Source organism: Allobosea massiliensis, assembly GCF_042655245.1.
GTDB lineage: Bacteria > Pseudomonadota > Alphaproteobacteria > Rhizobiales > Beijerinckiaceae > Allobosea > Allobosea massiliensis.
Genome location: NZ_JBHSLU010000007.1, coordinates 160019 through 178414, shown reverse-complemented (window position 1 = coordinate 178414; position 18396 = coordinate 160019). Strand labels below are relative to the sequence as shown.

Here is an 18396-nt window from a genome sequence, read left to right as displayed (position 1 = left end):
AGCCCACAGGGCGGAACCGTCATGGTTTCGACGCGTTGGCGCGCCATCAGGACGAGGCCGGCTTTCGCCCGCGTCGTCCTCGCCGCATCGGAAACTCCCCTTAACCGGATCGGTGCAGAGTGAGTCCCGGCGGGCGGGGCCGCCAGCAGACGCCCGCGTCGCGTGAGGAGCCGAGGTGCAGATCTATCTCCCGATCGCCGAGCTGCCGATCAGCATCCTCACGGTGCTGGGGCTCAGCGGCGCGGTCGGCTTCGTCTCCGGGCTGTTCGGTGTCGGCGGCGGCTTCCTGCTGACACCGCTGCTGATCTTCCTCGACATTCCTCCCGCGGTCGCAGTCGCCACCGTCGCGGCCCAGGTCGCCGGCTCCTCGACGACCGGCGTGCTGACCTATTGGCGGCGGCGCGCTCTGGATCTGAAGCTCGGCAGCATCCTGGTCGCGGGCGGTATCCTCGGCACGCTGCTCGGCGTGCTGTTCTTCAACTCGATGCGGCGCCTCGGCCAGCTCGAGCTGGTGATCACCCTGTCCTATGTGACGCTGTTCACGATCATCGGCGGGCTGATGCTCTATGACGCGCTGCGCGCCATGTTGCGTGTCCGCGCCGGCAAGCCGGCGCGGCTGAAGCGACGGGCCGGTACCCATCCCTGGTGGATGGGGCTGCCGCTGCGGATGCGCTTTCCGGATTCGCAGCTCTATTGCAGCGTCATCCCGATCGCGACGCTCGCCATCGTGATCGGCTTCATCGGCGCGGTGCTGGGCGTCGGCGGCGGCTTCATTCTCGTCCCGGCTTTGATCTATTTCTTCCGCATCCCCACCGCGATCGTGGTCGGGACGTCGCTGTTCCAGATCCTGGTCACGATGACCGGCGCGACGCTGTTGCATGCGCTGACCAACCAGTCGGTCGACATCGTGCTGGCGATCCTGCTGCTGCTCGGCGGCGTGATCGGCGCACAGTTCGGCGGCCGGGCCGCGCGCAACCTCAACGTCGAATCCTTCCGTCTGCTGCTGGCCTTGCTGATCCTCTCGGTCGGGCTGCGCTTCGCCATCGAGCTGTTCATCCCGCCCAGCGAGCCGTTTTCCGTCGTGATCTCGGAGGGGACGCGATGAGAGCGCTGGCACGCCTCGCGGCGATCCTCGCCCTTCTCGCGGGCAGCCTCGGCTCGGCGCGCGCGGAGTCGCTGATCGCGGCGATGTCGAGCCACCAGATCCTGATCACGTCCAACTACACCGGCAGCCAGCTCACCGTCTTCGGCGTGGTCGAGCGCGACGGCCGCACCGTGGCGCGTGGCGACCCCTACGACATCGTCGTCACAGCGCGGGGGCCGCGGCGGATGCTGCTGGTGCGCGAGAAGGAGCGGCTCGGGCCGATCTGGATCAACCGCACACAGCGGCGCTTCCCCGACAGCTCGCTGTTCCTGACGGTCGCCAGCAACCGGCCGCTGAGCGAGATCATGAGCCCTGAGACGGCGCGGCGCGAGCGTGTGGGGCTCGAAAACGCTCACCGGACGCGCGACGCCGCGCTCGACTTCGATACCACCACCGCCCGTTTCTCCGACGGGCTCCTGCGCATCCTGTCCGAGAAGGGGCTCTACTCGGCGGCTGAGCGGGGCGTGACCTTTCTCTCCAGCACGGTGTTCAGCGCGCCGATCGAGGTGCCGGCGACGGCGCCGACGGGATCCTACGAGATCGAGATCGTGCTCTATGCCGGGGGCGTTCCCCTCGCCCGCCAGACCACCAATTTCGAGGTGGTGAAGAGCGGCATGGAGCAGCGCCTGGCTGCGGGCGCGCATGAACTGCCGCTGGTCTACGGACTCGTCACCGTGCTGATGGCGCTGCTGCTGGGCTGGCTCGCCAGCGTCGTCTTCCGGCGGGACTGAAAGCCCCTCAGCCGATCAGCAGCGCATAGGCGAGGAAGGGCACGATGGTTCCCTCCTCGATCCGCGTCATGTCCTCTTCGAGTTCGACCAGGCCGTCGGTGCGGGTGAGCGAGGTCAGCACGCCGGCTCCGTCCTGCGGGTGCTTACGAGCAATTTGGACGCCATCGGGGCCCGGCTCGAGCGAGACCCGGACATATTCGCGCCGCCCCTCCTTCTTGCGGTAGGCGAAGCCGAGCCGCACCGGCAAAGACAGGGGCGCGACAGGCGCCGTGCCGGCGAGCCGCGCGATCAGGACGCGGGCGACGAAAGCGAAGGTGACGAAGACCGCGACCGGGTTGCCGGGCAGGCCGATGAACGGAACCGTGCCGATGCGCCCCAGCGCGACGGGCCGGCCAGGCTTGATGCCAATGCGCCAGAAAGCGAGCTCGCCGACCTGCTCCAGCGCCGCCTTGACGTGATCCTCCTCGCCGGTCGAAACGCCGCCCGAGGTCAGGACAAGGTCGCAAGAGGCTGCCGCCTCGGCCAGGCGCTGCGCGAGGCCCGCGCGCTCGTCGCGCAGGATGCCGAGATCGACGACCTCCGCGCCGGCGCGCGTCACCATCGCCCGCAGCAGGGCGCGGTTGGCATCGTAGATCGCGGCCGGGGCCAACGGCTGTCCGGGTTCGGTGAGTTCATCGCCCGTCGAGAAGATGGCGACGCGCGGCCTCCGGCGCACCACCACCTCCGTGACGCCCAGCGCCGAGAGCAGTGCGAGATCCTGAGGGCGCAGGCGCTGGCCCGCCGCGGCGGCCAAGGCACCGCGGGCGATGTCCTCTCCGGCCGGTCGGGCATTGGCGCCCGGAGCGAGTCCCGCCGGGAGGAGCACCGCCCCGTCCTCGAGCACGACATCCTCCTGCATGAAGACGGTGTCGGCGCCCGGGGGCATCGGCGCGCCGGTGAAGACACGGATGGCAAGGCCCCGCGCAGTGAAACCGGCCGCGTCGGCACCCGCCGCGACGCGGCCGCCGAGGGGCAGGCGTGTCGTGCCGGAAGGCGCCAGATCGCCGGAGTGGACGGCATAGCCGTCGACGGCCGAGTTCGCGAAAGGCGGCAGATCGAGAGGAGCGAGAACGGTGTCCGCCAGCACGCGACCATCGGCCGCCGCCAACGGGACGGTTTCCGTTCCGCCCACCGGGGCGACAAGCGCCGCGACGCGCTCGCCCGCCTGTTCGAGGGTCATCAGGGCGCCAAAGGCCTCGTCGTCGCGGCTGAGTTGGGCCATGGCGGCGTCACTCCCTCCCGCTGCAGCGCACCAGCGCCTCGGCCAGCGGCAGGGCCTGTGCCAGCACGATCTCCGCCACGGCGGCGATGTCGTCGAGAGCGACAACCGGGCGTCCGGCGTCGGGAAAGGCGGTGTCGCTCGCGACCGCGACGATGCTGTCGTCGCCCGGATGCAGGGGCGGCTTGCCGTTGGCGGCGCGGTGGATCTCGATCTTGGCGTGGCGCTGGCGCTTGAAGCCCTCGACCACCACAAGGTCGACGGGCGACAGTCGCACCAGCAGGTCCGGCAGTTCAGCCTCGGCCTCTCCGCGCAGCTCCCGCATCAAGGCCCAGCGCCGCTCCGACGAGATCAACACCTCGCGCGCGCCGGCCTCGCGATGGGCGTGCGAATCCTTGCCCGGTGTATCGAGATCGAAAGCATGGTGGGCGTGCTTCAGCGTCGAGACGGAGACGCCGCGCCGCCCGAGTTCCGGGATCAGCCGGGTCAGCAGGGTGGTCTTCCCTGCACCGCTCCATCCCGCCAGGCCGATCACACGCATCGAAGAGCTTCACCCCAAAACGAAACCGGGCGCCGAAGCGCCCGGTCGTCATCGGTCAGCCGACCCTGCGGGTCAAGCGGATCATTCGGCCGGCTGGAGCCGGTTGTCGGCGCCGGCGCGGGCCTTCTGCATCTCTTCTTCCACCCAGAGCGAGTGATGCGCCTTGGCCCAGTTCAGGTCGACCTCGCCGGAGCCCATGGCATCGAAGGCACCCTCCATGCCGATCGAGCCGATATAGATGTGGCCCAGCATCAGCGCGATCATCAGCACCGAGACGATCCCGTGCACGACGTTCCAGAACTGGAGGTTGAGCACACCGCCCGCCGAGAAGGGGAAGAGCAGGTAGAAGCCGGACACGGAGAGGGCCGCGCCACCCAGGACCACGCTCCAGAACACGACCTTCTGGCCGGCATTGAAGCGCCGCGCCTCGGGATGACCCTTGCCGATGATGCCGCCGCCGGCCGCAAACCAGCGGATATCCATCGCGTTGGGGATGTTGTCCTTGATCCAGATGACGAACATCAGCGCGATGCCGAGCATGAAGGGCCATGCCAGGAAGTTGTGCGCCCATTTGGCGGCGATCGACAGGTTCGTGAAGGCCTGCGGCCCGATCAGGGGCAGAAGGACCAGTTTGCCGAAGGTGACGTTCAGGCCCGACAGGGCGAGAATGATGAAGCAGCCGGCGGTGAGCCAGTGGATGAAGCGCTCGAAGGCATTGAAGCGCGTGATCGTCTGCCCCGCCGGCCCTGCCTCGGTGCGGATGCGCCCGCGGATCAGGAAGAACGCCGCCAGGACCAGCAGGGTGCCGAGCACCGCGATCACCGCCGTCCGCAGCATGGTGCCCTGGTGGAAGGCGCGCCAGTCACGGCCCGCGGGCCGCTCCAGCGTCGCGGCCTTCTGGTCGGGGATGGAGATGCGGCCCTGGAGTTCGGCCTGGGGGTTGCCCTTGAGGGCATCGAGGAACTGGCGCTCGCGGACGGCGTCGGCCGTCGGATTGACCTGCTGGGCGCCGGCTGGAACGGCGAGAGCGACCGCGAAGGTCAGCAGCAGGCCGGTCACCAGCAGGCGGATATGGGCGCCGAAACGCATGGCTCTGTTCCCTTGCTCCGGCCCTCGTCGCGAGAGGCCGATCTGTCTGAAAGGGGCGCCCCGGCGAAGGGACCGGCAAGGCCGGCTTTCGGTCGAAGCACCTGTCGTGGCCCCTCTTCGCGGGGGCCTCTCTCCGTCTCCAGACGGGACGTCAGATGGCGATGGTTTCCTTGTAGGCCGTCTGCCAGCCCCAGGCGCCCGAGCCGTAACCGCGCTTCACCACCCGCTCCTTGTAGATCTGGGCGATGATCTCGCCGTCGCCGGCCAGCAGAGACTTGGTCGAGCACATCTCGGCGCAGAGCGGCAGCTTGCCCTCGGCGAGGCGGTTCGAGCCGTATTTCTGGAACTCGACCGGCGAGAGATCGGCCTCCGGACCGCCCGAGCAGAAGGTGCACTTGTCCATCTTGCCGCGCGAACCGAAGTTGCCGACCTTCGGATACTGCGGCGCGCCGAAGGGGCAGGCGTAGAAGCAGTAGCCGCAGCCGATGCAGAGGTCCTTGCTGTGCAGCACCACGGCGTCCGCCGTGGTGTAAAAGCAGTCGACCGGGCAGACCGCCGCGCAGGGCGCGTCGGTGCAGTGCATGCAGGCCATCGAGACCGAGCGCTCGCCGGGCTTGCCGTCATTGATGGTGACGACGCGCCGGCGGTTGATGCCCCAGGGCACCTCGTTCTCGTTCTTGCAGGCGGTGACGCAGGCGTTGCACTCGATGCAGCGATCCGCGTCGCAGAGGAATTTCATCCGGGCCATGGTTCAGTTCCCCCTTACGCCGCCGCAATCTGGCAGAGCGTGACCTTGCCTTCGTGCATCGCCGTCACCGGGTCGTAGCCATAGGTGGTGACGATGTTGACGGATTCGCCGAGTACGATCGGGTCCGTTCCCTTCGGATAGTTCCCGCGCTGGTCCTGCCCCTGGTAGAACCCGCCGAAGTGGAAGGGCATGAACGCGACGCCCTTGCCGACGCGCTCGGTGACCAGCGCCTTGACGCGGGCCTTCGAGTTGTTCTCCGGGCCCGACACCCAGACGAAGGCGCCGTCCTTGATGCCGCGCGCGGCCGCATCCGCCGGGTTGATCTCGACGAACATGTCCTGCTGCAGCTCGGCCAACCACTTGTTCGAGCGGGTTTCCTCGCCGCCGCCCTCGTACTCGACGAGACGGCCGGAGGTGAGGACGATCGGGAAGGATTTCGCGATGCCCTTCTCGACCGCCGCCTTCTGGACGGAGGTGTGGAGGTTGGGGATGCGGAGCGTACGCTCGTCCGGACGGGCCGGCCATTTCGCCACGAGGTCGACGCGGGGCGAGTAGATCGGCTCACGGTGAGTCGGCACCGGGTCAGGCAGGTTCCAGGCATTGGCCCGGGCCTTGCCGTTGCCGTAGGGCACGCAGCCATGCTTCAGCGCAACGCGCTGGATGCCGCCGGAGAGGTCGTTCGCCCAGCTCACCGCATCGATGTTGTTGCCACCGATCCAGGTGATGGTCTCGAGCTCCTTGGGCGTCAGATCGGCATCCCAGCCGAGCTTCTTGAGCACGCCCATGGTGAACTCGGGATAGCCGTCCTTGATCTCCGAGTTGAGGGAGTAGGAGCCGTTCTCCGCCAGCAGCGTGTCATTGACCTTGCTGCCGTCGGCGAGCGTGCGCTCGCGGGTGAGGCCGAAGCGGGGACGGAAGGTGCCGCCGCCGTTCCCCGCCTCGAGCGAGGTATTGTAGAGGATGTGGGTACCGGGATGCTTGAGCTCCGGCGTGCCCCAGCACGGCCAGGGCAGGCCGTAATAGTCGTTCTCGACGGGCGAGCCCTGGGCGCCGCGCAGGCTCACGAGATCGAACTTGTCCTGATGCTCCATGTGGAGCTTCAGGCGCTCCGGCGACTGGCCGGTGTAGCCGGTCGACCAGCCGCCGCGGTTGATCTCGCGCAGGATGGACTCAGGCGAGGGCTCGGGGCCGTACTTGCCCTGCACCATCTCGTAGTTCTTGTGCATCTGCTCGGCAAAGCCGAGCTTCTGCGCCAGCTTGTAGATGACGAAATAGTCGCTCGCGGCCTCGAAGATCGGCTCGACGACCTTTTCGCCCCACTGCACCGAACGGTTGGAGCAGGTGCGCGAGCCCGAGCATTCGAACTGCGTGCCGATCGGCAGCAGATAGGTGCCGTTCTTGCGCCCGCCGAGCGAGACGAAGTTCGTCGGGTGCGGGTCGGCGACCACGAGGAGTTCGAGCTTCTCGAGCCCCTTCACCGCGTCGGGCATGCGGGGAATCGTGTTGCCGCCATGGCCCATGACGAACATGGCCTTGAGGTTGTCCATCTGATCGACCTGCTCGGCCGGCAGATTGGCCGCATCGAACCAGCGGGTCGAGGTGTGGCCAGAGGTCTCCATATTGGCCTTGCGCGTCCGCGCCGGCCGGCCGCCCTTGGCCGGAACCTCGTCGAAGCGGGTGACGAAGTAGTCGTAGGGCACGTCCCAGACGCGCGCCCAGTGGCGCCAGGCGCCCTCGACCAGCCCGTAGTAGCAAGGCAGGTTCGAGATATCGAGGCCGAAGTCGGTCGCGCCCTGCACGTTGCAGTGGCCGCGGAAGATGTTGGCGCCATTACCCATGCCGCCAACGTTGCCGGTGGCGAGGAGCAGGTTGCAGATGGCACGGACGTTGGCGGTGCCGACCGAGTGCTGGGTCACGCCCATGCACCAGATGAAGGTGGCGGGCTTGACCTTGGCAAAGGTTTCGGCGGCACGCTTGAGCTGCGCCTCAGGCACGCCGGTGATGTCCTCGACCGTCTTGGGGTCGTATTTCTCGACCTCCTTGCGGACGTCATCCATGCCGTGCACGCGGGCGGCGAGGAATTCCTTATCTTCCCAGCCGTTCTTGAAGATGTGCCACATCATGCCCCAGATCACCGCGATATCGGTGCCCGAGCGGATGCGGATGTAGTCCGTCGCATGGGCCGCGGTGCGGGTCAGACGCGGATCGAAGACGATGACGTTGGCGCGGTTCTGCTCCTTGCCGACGAGGATGTGCTGCATCGAGACCGGATGCGCCTCGGCCGCGTTCGACCCCATGAACATGATCGTCTTGGAGTTGCGGATGTCGTTGTAGGAGTTCGTCATCGCGCCGTAGCCCCAGGTGTTGGCAACACCCGCGACCGTGGTGGAGTGACAGATGCGCGCCTGGTGGTCGACGTTGTTCGTGCCCCAGAAGGCGGCGAACTTACGGAACAGATAGGCGCCCTCGTTCGAGAACTTGGCCGAGCCGAGCAGATAGACGGAGTCGGCGCCGGACTTGGCCCGGATCTCCATCATCTTGTCGCCGATCTCATTGATCGCGACGTCCCAGGAGATGCGCTGCCACTGGCCGTTGACCAGCTTCATCGGATACTTGATGCGGCGGTCGCCATGGACCAGTTCGCGCACGGACGCGCCCTTGGCGCAGTGCGAGCCGCGGTTGATCGGGCTCTCCCAGGCCGGCTCCTGGCCGACCCAGACGCCGTTGGCGACCTCGGCCTTGACGGTGCAGCCCACCGAGCAGTGCGTGCAGATGTTCTTGACGACCTTGGTGCCGGTCGCCGGGCCGAGGCCGGCGGCCTCGGCCTTGCGGACGGACCCGATCTGAAGGGCGCCGGCGGCGGCGATGCCGCCCGCGACGAGACCCGAACGGCGCAGGAAGGCGCGGCGGTCCATGACGCCGGACGACAGGCCGGCGATCGCGGACTGGAGCCGGCCGCGCTGGACGTCGGCGGATTTACGCTTGATCAGCATGGTGCGGCGCCTCTCAGTAACGGTTGACGCGGTAGAAGTCCTTGACGTGCTCCGACTCGCGGTAGCGCGCCTTGGTCTCCTCCTTGCCCGGATCGACGGCCGCGGCCGGCGTCACCATCGCCGGCGTCGCCGCCAGCGTGGCACCCGCGCCCAGCGCCTTGAAGAAGCTGCGGCGATCGACGGCCGGTTTTCCGGTTTCTTTGCTGTTCGACATCGTCGTCTCCCACGCGTCGGGTTGAGCGTTTTGTGTGTTGCCGGTCATGCGGGCAGCCCCGCAGCCTGCGTTTCGATGGACAGGAACAGGCTGCCGAGCCGCCCCACCGCCTTGTAGAATTTCGCGGCCTTCGCGATCTCGAGATCGGCAAAGAAGCGCTCGCCCCAGGGCTGGATGTGCCGGGCGTAGAAGCGATCCGCGTCGATGCCGTCGGCGGCGACCTCGCCGCGCAGCAGCTTCGCCATGATGTCGAGCAGCACGGCGATGTGGTCTTCCGGCTCGCCCGCACGCGCATCGCGGGCCAGGCCGAGGGCGCCCATGTCCTCGCGCACCAGCGCCAGCGGGCGCTCATGCAGGAAGCCGGTCAGGTAATAGGACGCGTACGGGAGCAATTCTCCGCGGCCGACGCCGATGAAGAGTTCGAAGAACTCATCGCGCAGGCTTTCGGGCGTCGCCTCGTCGGCGGCTTCCGCCAAAGCGAGATGCGCCATGCCGAAGGGCGAGGCGTCGCCCTGCAGGCTGCGGAGGACCTCAAGCGTCTCGGTCGTCGGGGCCCGCCACAACAGAGCGCCGATCAGTTCGCACTCTTGCGCCCGCGCGGCATCGATCTCGTCGATCGGTTGCGTCAGCGTGATTTCGGAGTGGACTGGGGCTGTGGCCTCCGGCTGGGGATAGAGGTCGGGCCGCAGCTCGGTACGCGGAATGCCCGTCGTCGCCTCGACGGACAGCACACGGTCGGCCGGCACGCGCTTCCAGCTCGAGATCGCCGGCTGCGAAATGCCGAGACTGCGCGCCAGAGCCCGGACGCCGCCGACGCTTCCGATCGCTTTTTCCAGTGCCGGGTCGCGCATTTGACTCAGATCAATGTCCTTTGGGCGGGGCGGCTCGACAATTGGCCGCCCGAGTTGCCGTGATAACGGCAGGTTATTGCCCAAAAATAAAACGATTCCAATCTCTTTTCAGATTGGAATTGCGCCACCTCCACGCTTGCGCACACGCACGGAGACCGGCTCGCGCGGGGCCTCTTGCTGCATTGCAGCATCAAGATCTAATGGCGTCGAAGCGCGCGCCCGCGGCGGATTTGGGCGGTTTTCCGGACCTCCCGTGAGGCGCAGCGGGGCAGGCTCTTTGTCCGCAGACTCGCCTTCCCGCACCGCAGCATCGATGCTCTCCGCCTTGTCCTTAGACGAAAGGGGATGCGACATCCCGTCGCCGGGTGCCTCTTCGGTGACCAGGGTGGCTGCCGTTGGGGCAGGCTGCTCGCCGAAGATGCCGCGGACCAACTCGGCGATGTCGTCTGATTCCGTCAGCGGGCCATATCCCGGCGCCCCGCCAGGCGTGTTCCAGTCGAGCGCATAGTCGCGGGCGGGGTTCTCGAAATTGGCGATGGCCGGATCGTTCTCCCAGGCGCGCCGCATGGCGGCGAGCTTCCACGTCTCCGGCACGTTCTGCTTCAGCCACGAGGCCAGGTCGAAGTCCTTGTCGATCAGATCGAGCGACGGGGGCTCGATCATCTCGACCTCAGGCTCGGGCGCTTCGGTCGCGGCCGGCGCAGCGCTCTCGCTTGCCGGGGCGGCAGGGAGCGATGCCGGCTGCTCCTCAGGCTCGCCCTCGCGCTTGCGGCGCGACCAGCGGCTGAGGAATCCCTCGTCTGACGGCGTGCGCGTGCTCATGCTGCGCCCCCGGGCCCGCTTTCGCGCCGACGCAGGCCCGGCTCGGACCGGGGTGCCGGCCCCTTGCGCGGGTCATGCTCGCTGCGCTTGCGCTTGATGAATTCGCGCTCGACATGGTGCGCCTCGAAGAAGGCGAGCACCGCCTCGGCGATGGCGAGCGGCATCGGCAGCGCCTCGACGATATCGCCGACATTCTCACAATAGACCTCGCCCTCGAAGGGGTCGGCGGTCACGCCGACGAACTCGATCTCGGGCTCTATTCCGGTCGGGCGGATCGCGACCCAGAGCTTGGCGCGGCCCGCCTGGAAATTCTCGCGGAAATGGGCGGTGTCGACCGAATGCAGCGTCAACGTCGCCGGGCCGAGATAGAATTGGCGACGGCCCGGCTCGTCCGGCAGCTCGGTCCAAGGCGCAAGCGGCGGCGGCTCCGGCAGCACGGCCAGCGGCGCCCAGGCGTGGTCCGCCCAGGGCGAGTCGATGGCGCGTCGTTCGACGACGATCCCGACCTCGATATGCTGCTGCGTCATCGCGGACTCCTCAGTTCGCCATTTCGCGCCGGGCGAGCGGCAGGCCGGCGACGAGGTTCTGCGGCTTCAGCCGCAGCAGATTGTCACCCGACATGGCCATGATGAGATAGATGGGCTTGCCCTTCGCCGCCGGCAGGACCGGGACGTCGGCGGGCAGCGTCAGGGTGAACAGGGCGAGCACGCGCGCCATCTCGGCCGCGGCGACGGTCTTCCCCTGCCAGAGCGCATTGCCGACGGCGGTGGCCTCTGCGTCGAGCCCGACGAACCAGCGCCAGTCCGCATCCGTCACCGTCTCCAGCGGTTCGATGGCGACGTCGAAACCATGGATCTGGCGGATCCAGTGGCGCAAGGCCTGGCCAAGCGCCGCCCGGCCGGACGGCGACCCGCCGAGATCCAGCACCATGTCGAACCCGTCCGAGCGCTGCCAATAACGATCGGCATTCGCCGGCTTGAGGATGTCGAGTTCGGTCGCCGCCGGTCCGCCCAGCATCGCGAGCAGCGGCGAGGCGTGCCGGTCGGCCTCGTGGCCCTCGATCATCTCGGCATCGGCGAGCAGGATCGTATTTTCGTGGAACGTCACGCGCTGCGGGCGGAACAGGCATTCGGCCGCGCGGGTGACGAAGGGATCGTCAGCCTCGTCGAGCGCCGCGCGCATGATGACGTGAACCAGCTGGTCGAGGAAGAGCGGCGGGATCCCGCTCACGCCCTCGCGGATGATGCCGGCATAGGCCGCCTCGAGCGTCGGTGCGGCCAGCAGCCGGTCGCGCCAGCCGAGCATGAAGCGCCAGTTCTCGCGTGCGTCCTCGTCGGCGATGGCCGCAATCGCGCTCGCCGGCACCTCCGCCTGAGGCGTCTCCATCAGCCTTGCATGCAGCGCACGCTCGGCCTCGCAGGCCTCCGCCGGCGGCAGCAGTTCCGGCCGGGCGAGATAGGCCTTGATGAAGTCGTCGGTCACGCGCAGCCCGCCGCCGGGTTCGCGGTCCAGCAGGAGATGGCCGGAGCTGGCCCAGAAATGCGTCATGTCAGCCTGGTCTTTTCGAGATTGAGGAGGTCGACATGCTCGACCGGCCCGTCCTCCTCGCCCGCCACCTCGAGGAATTCGAAGGCGCGGAAGCCTTCGCTCTGGCTGGCATCGCGCGGCGTCAGGGTGCGGAAGCGCTCGCGAATCTCGCCGTCTTCAATCGTCCGGTGCAAAGCGAGCAGGGTCTGAGGGGGATGATCGCAGAGGGTGGCGGCAAAAGCGACCTCCTCGGCGGCGGCCGCGCGCGCCGTCGCGAGATCGGGTGCGCCGAGCTTGTCGACGAGATGACCGGCGAGGCTTTCGACCGCCGCCTCGAGCTCGGGCTCGCTCGCCTCCGTCACCACGGCGAGCGTGCTCCAGCCGAAGCTCGCCACGCCGAGGAAGCCGGAGCGGAAGGCGGCCTTGCCCTTGGCGTCGAGCGCGGAGGGATCGGTGCCGCCGAACAGGAAGGACCCGGTCACGAGCCAGTCGCCCGGCTCGGCCGCCCTCCGGAAGACGAAGGTGTCGGACGGGTCGAGCCGGATGGCGCGAGGCAGCTTCAGCCCCTTCACAGCTTCGGCCCGCCGCTCTCGCGGTCCAGCCAGTCGACCCGGGCCAGCGCCTCGACCAGGCTGCGGCGCTCGGTACCGGCCTGGGTGGTCGCGACGAGATCGCCGTTGGGCTCGATGCCGTGGCGCGTGCCGACGACCTTGTCGAGCCGGTCGAGCCAGCGCAGCGCGGCAGCCTTGGGCCCGGCGCTCTGCCAGCGGGTGACGGCCAGCATGAGATGGCGGGCGAAGGCCTCGATCAGATCGACGGCGTCGATCTCCTCGAAGCCCTCCTCGGCCATCCCGACACCGACCTGCCCGATCGCGAAGGGCGTCATCGTGGTGGCCCGCAGCATGGCGCCGAAGACGACCCAATCCGGCACCTCATCCTCGCCGCAGTTCTGCGGCCAGGCGAGCCGGCCGCCGCCGATCAGGCCGAGATCGTAGATCAGCGCATCGGGCCAGCGGAACAGAATCGGCCGCTCGGGCGGGCTGTAGACCGCAAGCGCGTCGGCCAGCGCCGTCATCGCGAGGTAATGCGCCAGCCGCGCCTCGCGCAGCGGATTATCGGGTTCGAGCACGACGGCAAATTCGATGACGTCGAAGCGCCGGGTCCAGACCAGCGTCGCCGCGCCCGCCTCGGCCGCGATCGAACAGGCATGGGCGAAGGCGTCGCCCGATTCCCGCAGCGCCACCAGCGAGAATCCCGGCGGCAGGACCGGCTCGCGGCGCAGATCGTCCGTACGCAGGGCGCTGGCTGCCATGATCGGGCTTCCTCCGAGACTGCGACGAAACACGCCGGCTTCGTTTCTTTTGAACCGCTCCAATTCCATATAAGCATGGTTTATCGCAAGAGAGGCGACACAACGCCGCCGGCCCGAGGATCAAGCCCACCATGCCTGACACCACCCGCACGCTGATGGTGTGCTCGTGCGAGGACACCATGCCGCTCGATGCGGCGGCCATCGCACGCGGCTGCAAGGGCGCCGATATCCGCAGCGCGCGCCATCTCTGCCGGACGCAGACCGACCTCTTCACGCGCGCATTGGGCGAGAGCCAGGCCATCACCGTCGCCTGTACGCAGGAGGCACCGCTGTTCGAGGAGATTGCGGCCGATCTCGATTATGCGGGCGATCTCGTCTTCACCAATATCCGCGAGACGGGCGGCTGGTCGCGCGAGGCCAAGGCGGCCGGGCCGAAAATGGCGGCGCTGCTGGCGGCGGCGGCCGAGCCGATGCCGCCGATCTCCTTCACGACCCTGACCAGCAAGGGCGTCGCCCTGGTCTATGGCCGCGACGAGACGGCACTGTCCGTCGGGCAGCGTCTCTCGGAGCATCTCGACGTCACCATCCTGATCAGCCGGCCCGGGGAGATCACGCCGCCGCGCGTGGTCGAGACGCCGGTGCTGAAGGGCACCATCGTCGCCGCGACCGGCTGGCTCGGCGCCTTCGAGCTGCGCATCGACGATTATGCCGCGCCGGCCCCCTCCTCCCGCGCCCGCCTCGTCTTCGGCGAGCCCCGCAATGGCGCGACCTCGCATTGCGACATCGTCATCGACGTCTCGGGCGGGACGCCTCTGTTTCCCGCCGGCGAGTTGCGGGCGGGCTATCTGCGGGCCGACCCGGCGAGCCCCGCCGCAATCGAGAAGCTGATCGCGGAAGCCGGCCATCTCGTCGGGGAGTTCGACAAGCCGACCTATGTCCGGCTGAACGAGGATCTCTGCGCGCATTCGCGCTCGAAGAAGACCGGCTGCACGCGCTGCCTCGAGCTCTGCCCCACCGGGGCCATCACCCCGAACGGCGACCATGTCGCGATCTCGGCCGAGATCTGCGCCGGCTGCGGCGCCTGCGCCGCCGTCTGCCCGACCGGTGCTGTGACCTATGCGCTGCCGCCGGCGGACGCGCTGCTGCGCCGGCTGCGGACGCTGCTGACCACCTATGCCGAGGCCGGTGGCCGCGAGCCGGTCGTGCTGCTGCATGACGAGGCGCATGGCGAGCCGCTGATCGACGCGCTCGCCCGCTTCGGCGAAGGGCTGCCGGCCCGCGTGCTGCCGCTGCGCGTCAACGAGATCACCCAGATCGGGCTCGACGCCTTCGCGGCGGCGCTCGCCTTCGGCGCGGCCTCGATTCAGGTGTTGAGCCGCGCCCGTCCCAAGCACGATCTCTCAGGCCTGCAGCGCAACCTCGCCTATGCCGAGACGCTCGCCGCGGCGCTCGGCTATGGCGCCGGCAGTGCCGGGCTGATCGAGACCGACGATCCCGAGCAGCTGGCGGCGGCGCTGGCGCGGGTCGTGCCGGGCACGGTCTCGCCGAAGCCGGCGCGCTTCCGCCCGATGGGCGAAGGCCGGCCGCTGCTGCGCCAGACGATCGGCGAGCTACACGCCGCGGCGCCGATGCCGGTGGCCACGGTGGCGCTGCCGCCGCGCGCGCCCTTCGGCACCGTGCATGTCGACACCGATGGCTGCACGCTCTGCCTGGCCTGCGTCTCGGCCTGCCCGGTGCAGGCGCTGTCCGATGATCCCGAGCGGCCGACCCTCGCCTTCCAGGAGGACCTCTGCGTGCAGTGCGGGCTCTGCGCCGCGACCTGCCCGGAGAAGGTCATCACGCTGGAGCCGCGCATCGATTTCGAGGCCTGGAAGGGCGGCAAGCGCGTGATCAAGCAGGAGGAGCCGTTCCACTGCATTGCCTGCGCCAAGCCCTTCGGCGTGCGTAGCACGATCGAGAAGATCACCGCCAAGCTCGAGAACAAGCACTGGATGTTCTCCGGCGACGCGGCGAAGCGCATCTCGGTTTTGAAGATGTGCGAGGATTGCCGCGTCGAGGTCGTCGTCAACGAGAGCTTCGACCCGCATCTCTCGCCGCAGCGCCCGCCGGTGCGCACGACCGAGGACTACCTGCGCGAGAGGGCGGAGCGCGGGGACGATCCGCTGCAGTAGGCGTCATGCTCGGGCTTGACCCGAGCATCTCTGACAGCAGCGATCTGGTTCAGGAGATTCTCGGGTCAAGCCCGAGACTGACGCCTATTTTGTCACCTTCTCCAGCCAGTCGACCAGCGCCTGCCGGTCTTCGGCCGAACTGATCGTCTGCTCGGGCATCTTGGTGCCCGGCGTGTAGGCGTTGGGGCCGATCTCGAAGAGCTTCGCCACCGTCTCCTTGGTCCAGACGATGTCCATCGTCCTGAAGGCCTCGGAATAGGCGTAGCCCGGCGCGGTGGCGATGCGGCGGCCGAAGATGCCGTGCAGTGTCGGCCCGGCGCGGTTGCCGTCCGACGGGGTCAGGGTGTGGCAGGCGGCACAGGCGCGGAAGACCTGCGCGCCACGCTCGCCGTTGAAGGCGGCGAGCACATCCGCTCCGGCGCGCGGCACGACCGTGCCGATGTGTTCGCCCGTGACGGCGTTCCAGCGGCGCACGAGCCGGTCGGCGCCGCCCGAGAGGATTTGCTTGCCGTCTGGAAGGAAGGCGAGCGACCAGACCGGAAGGCCCGGCCCGACAAGCGTCGCGCGGATGCGGCGTGCGGCGCGGTCGATCAGTGCGACCTGCCCGCGCAGGCCGCCGGCGGCCAGCGTCGTGCCGTCGGCCGAGAGCGCCAGCGCGATCAGCGGCGTCTCGCCGACAGTCACCTCCCCGCGCGCCTCGCCATCCGGCCCGAAGAGCCGCAGCCGCCCGTCCGCCGCGGCGACGGCGATTTCGCCATCGGCGGCCACGACGACCCCGTTCAGCGGCGCTGGCAGCGTCACGATCCGGGGGGCGCCGGCATCCGCCGGCCAGATCCGCAAGGTCGCGTCATAGCCGGCGGTGACGAGGCCGCCGCCGGGCAGGAAGGCGACGCCGTTGACCGGCCCCTGATGGCCCTCGAAGGCGACCGCAGCGCCGCCCTCGCGGGTCGTCACCCGCGCCGTCCCGTCCCAGGAGGCGGAAGCGATGCGGCGCCCGTCGGCCGAGACCGCCAGTGCGGCCACCGGCCCCCTATGGCCCTCGACGACCTCGGCCGGCGCGGCCGCCGCCCCGCGCCAGAGCGCGATGCGCCCATCCTCGGCACCGGTGGCGAAGCCGAGGCCCGGCACGGCCGCGACCGCATTGACCGCGCCCTCATGGAAGCGCAGCACGGCCTCCGCCGTGCCGCCCGACAGGCTCCAGAGGATCGCCGACTGGTCGAAGGAGCCGGTCATGGCGGTCGTCCCGTCGGGCGCGACCGCGATGGCGCGCACCGGCCCGCCATGGCCGCGCAGCTCCTGGGCGGCGACGGGTTGGGCGAGACAGAGAAAAAGGATGAGGGGCTTCAGGAGGGGTCGCATCTTTCCATCATGCCGGCTCCCCGGCGCCGTGACAAAGCGGCCAGTTGCCCCGGTGCGACCGGCCATCCTATGAAGCGGCGCCCCTCCTGCTGGTTACCGCCATGACCGCCACGCCTCTCAATCTTCGCGGCCTGAAATGCCCCCTGCCGGCGCTGCGGGTCCGCAAGGCGCTGAAGGGTGCGGCGCCCGGTACGCTGTTGCTGGTCGAATGCACCGATCCGATGGCGGCCATCGACATTCCCAACCTGATGCGCGAAACCGGGGATGCGATCGAGGAGAGCCGCAGCGACGGCGACCTGCTCGTCTTCCACATCCGCAAGGCGCCGGCCTGAGCCGCGCCGATAGGAGTTCAGCCCTTGGCCCTCACCCAAGCCGACATCCTGCGCGCGCTCGAGCTGGTGAAGCTGCCGGCCAGCGGCCAGTCGCTCTCCGCCTCGGGCCGCGTCGCCGACATCCTGATCGACGGCGGCAAGGTGATCTTCGCCATCGGCATCGACGCCACCGAAGCCGCCGCCATGGAGCCGGTGCGCAAGGCGGCCGAAAGCGCCGTCTCGGGCCTCCCCGGCGTGAACCAGGTCCTCGTCGGGCTGACCGCCGACAAGGCGCCCTCCTCGGCCGCAGCGCAGGCACGGCAGCAGGCCCAGCGTCCCACTCCCGGTGCGGGGCCCGGTGGCCCGACGCCGAAGGCGGCCGGCGTGCCCGGCGTGAAGCAGATCATCGCGGTCGCCTCCGGCAAGGGCGGCGTCGGCAAGTCGACCACCACCGCCAATCTCGCCGTGGCCCTCAGCGTTCTCGGCCTCAAGGTCGGCGTGCTCGATGCCGACATCTATGGCCCCTCGGTGCCCAAGATCTTCGGCATCACCGGCAAGCCGCGGCTGGTCTCCGGGCGGACGCTGGCGCCGATGGAGGCCTATGGGCTGAAGATCATGTCGATCGGATTCCTCATCGACGAGGAGACGCCGATGATCTGGCGCGGGCCGATGGTGATCTCGGCCATCACCCAGATGCTGCGCGAGGTCGCCTGGGGCGAGCTCGACGTGCTCGTCGTCGACATGCCGCCCGGCACCGGCGACGCGCAGCTGACCATGGCGCAGCAGACGCCGCTGGCCGGCGCCGTCATCGTCTCGACGCCGCAGGATCTGGCGCTGCTCGACGCGCGCCGCGGCGTCGCGATGTTCAAGAAGGTCGAGGTGCCGATCCTCGGCATCGTCGAGAATATGAGCTATTTCATCTGCCCGGAATGCGGCACGCGCTCGGACATCTTCGCCCATGGCGGGGCGCGGCATGAGGCGGAGCGCCTTGGCGTGCCTTTCCTCGGCGAGGTGCCGCTGGCCATGCCGATCCGCGAGACCTCCGATTCAGGCCGCCCGATCGTGGCGAGCGATCCGGACTCGGCGCACGCCAAGGCCTATCTCGCGATCGCGCGGCAGGTGATGGCGTCGATGGCCGGAGGCGCCGCCAAGGCCGCGCCGCGCATCGTCATCGAGTGAGGGCGGAGCTCGCTGGCGCGACCTCGACGTCATTCTCGGGCGAAGCGAAGCGCAGACCCGAGAATCTCAGGATGATGAAGCGGCACGCTTGCGGCGGCACGAGATGCTCGGGTCAAGCCCGAGCGTGACGGCCTGGCTCGGGCGCC

Annotated in this window: 18 protein-coding genes; 5 read left to right on the top strand and 13 right to left on the bottom strand. The window is 68.9% G+C overall.

The window, feature by feature from the left end; all coding sequences use genetic code 11:
* Positions 1-175: 175 nt before the first annotated feature.
* Together ACFPN9_RS03945 and ACFPN9_RS03940 are read left to right on the top strand one after the other, a co-directional pair.
* Complete coding sequence (locus tag ACFPN9_RS03945; RefSeq protein ID WP_066723753.1) at positions 176-1105, top strand: sulfite exporter TauE/SafE family protein; 930 nt, start codon at positions 176-178, stop codon at positions 1103-1105.
* Positions 1102-1875, top strand: a complete 774-nt coding sequence (locus tag ACFPN9_RS03940; protein ID WP_066723765.1) for a TIGR02186 family protein — start codon at positions 1102-1104, stop codon at positions 1873-1875. Before ACFPN9_RS03945 ends, ACFPN9_RS03940 begins: the two co-directional genes overlap by 4 nt.
* 7 nt (positions 1876-1882) lie before the next feature.
* On the opposite strand, the gene ACFPN9_RS03935 is transcribed toward ACFPN9_RS03940, so the two are convergent.
* The 12 genes from ACFPN9_RS03935 to ACFPN9_RS03880 form a co-directional block, all read right to left on the bottom strand.
* On the bottom strand, positions 1883-3136 hold the full coding sequence (locus ACFPN9_RS03935; protein ID WP_066723768.1) for a molybdopterin molybdotransferase MoeA: 1254 nt from the start codon (positions 3134-3136) through the stop codon (positions 1883-1885).
* 7 nt (positions 3137-3143) lie between these two features.
* The gene (gene mobB / locus ACFPN9_RS03930; RefSeq protein WP_066723770.1) at positions 3144-3674 is read right to left on the bottom strand and encodes a molybdopterin-guanine dinucleotide biosynthesis protein B; all 531 of its coding nucleotides are present in this window, start codon (positions 3672-3674) and stop codon (positions 3144-3146) included.
* An 81-nt stretch (positions 3675-3755) separates the two neighbouring features.
* The gene (locus tag ACFPN9_RS03925; RefSeq protein WP_066723773.1) at positions 3756-4763 is read right to left on the bottom strand and encodes a formate dehydrogenase subunit gamma; all 1008 of its coding nucleotides are present in this window, start codon (positions 4761-4763) and stop codon (positions 3756-3758) included.
* Between the two features lie 151 nt (positions 4764-4914).
* The gene (gene fdh3B / locus ACFPN9_RS03920) at positions 4915-5511 is read right to left on the bottom strand and encodes a formate dehydrogenase FDH3 subunit beta (protein ID WP_066723776.1); all 597 of its coding nucleotides are present in this window, start codon (positions 5509-5511) and stop codon (positions 4915-4917) included.
* 14 nt (positions 5512-5525) lie between these two features.
* Entirely contained in the window at positions 5526-8504 is a 2979-nt protein-coding gene (locus ACFPN9_RS03915; RefSeq protein WP_066723778.1) for a formate dehydrogenase subunit alpha, read from the bottom strand.
* 13 nt (positions 8505-8517) lie between these two features.
* Complete coding sequence (locus tag ACFPN9_RS03910) at positions 8518-8766, bottom strand: formate dehydrogenase (protein ID WP_377815404.1); 249 nt, start codon at positions 8764-8766, stop codon at positions 8518-8520.
* Complete coding sequence (locus ACFPN9_RS03905; protein ID WP_066723784.1) at positions 8763-9569, bottom strand: Cro/CI family transcriptional regulator; 807 nt, start codon at positions 9567-9569, stop codon at positions 8763-8765. The genes ACFPN9_RS03910 and ACFPN9_RS03905 overlap by 4 nt, the downstream gene beginning before the upstream one ends.
* Before the next feature lie 108 nt (positions 9570-9677).
* Positions 9678-10391 carry a DUF3306 domain-containing protein gene (locus ACFPN9_RS03900; RefSeq protein ID WP_066723787.1) on the bottom strand — a complete coding sequence of 238 codons (714 nt, stop codon included), beginning with the start codon at positions 10389-10391 and terminating at the stop codon, positions 9678-9680.
* A complete protein-coding gene (locus ACFPN9_RS03895) occupies positions 10388-10918 on the bottom strand; it encodes a DUF3305 domain-containing protein (RefSeq protein ID WP_377815401.1) in 531 nt (176 codons plus the stop codon). The genes ACFPN9_RS03900 and ACFPN9_RS03895 overlap by 4 nt, the downstream gene beginning before the upstream one ends.
* Positions 10919-10928: 10 nt before the next feature.
* Positions 10929-11939, bottom strand: coding sequence for a DUF6352 family protein (locus ACFPN9_RS03890; protein WP_066723797.1), 1011 nt, complete (start codon positions 11937-11939; stop codon positions 10929-10931).
* Positions 11936-12481: a DUF6505 family protein gene (locus ACFPN9_RS03885; protein WP_066723805.1), complete on the bottom strand. Its 546-nt coding sequence runs from the start codon at positions 12479-12481 to the stop codon at positions 11936-11938. Before ACFPN9_RS03885 ends, ACFPN9_RS03890 begins: the two co-directional genes overlap by 4 nt.
* A gap of 5 nt (positions 12482-12486) precedes the next feature.
* Positions 12487-13230 (bottom strand): biotin/lipoate--protein ligase family protein, encoded by a 744-nt coding sequence (locus ACFPN9_RS03880; protein WP_066723802.1) that lies wholly within the window; start codon positions 13228-13230, stop codon positions 12487-12489.
* Between the two features lie 131 nt (positions 13231-13361).
* Between ACFPN9_RS03880 and ACFPN9_RS03875 the strand changes: the two genes are divergently transcribed.
* Positions 13362-15401 (top strand): 4Fe-4S binding protein, encoded by a 2040-nt coding sequence (locus ACFPN9_RS03875; protein WP_068074440.1) that lies wholly within the window; start codon positions 13362-13364, stop codon positions 15399-15401.
* An 84-nt stretch (positions 15402-15485) separates the two neighbouring features.
* On the opposite strand, the gene ACFPN9_RS03870 is transcribed toward ACFPN9_RS03875, so the two are convergent.
* Positions 15486-16760, bottom strand: coding sequence for a c-type cytochrome (locus ACFPN9_RS03870; RefSeq protein WP_066718145.1), 1275 nt, complete (start codon positions 16758-16760; stop codon positions 15486-15488).
* A 101-nt stretch (positions 16761-16861) separates the two neighbouring features.
* Between ACFPN9_RS03870 and ACFPN9_RS03865 the strand changes: the two genes are divergently transcribed.
* Both ACFPN9_RS03865 and ACFPN9_RS03860 read left to right on the top strand, forming a co-directional pair.
* Positions 16862-17092: a sulfurtransferase TusA family protein gene (locus ACFPN9_RS03865; RefSeq protein ID WP_066718143.1), complete on the top strand. Its 231-nt coding sequence runs from the start codon at positions 16862-16864 to the stop codon at positions 17090-17092.
* Between the two features lie 24 nt (positions 17093-17116).
* A complete protein-coding gene (locus ACFPN9_RS03860; RefSeq protein ID WP_066718140.1) occupies positions 17117-18250 on the top strand; it encodes an Mrp/NBP35 family ATP-binding protein in 1134 nt (377 codons plus the stop codon).
* Positions 18251-18396 lie beyond the last annotated feature (146 nt).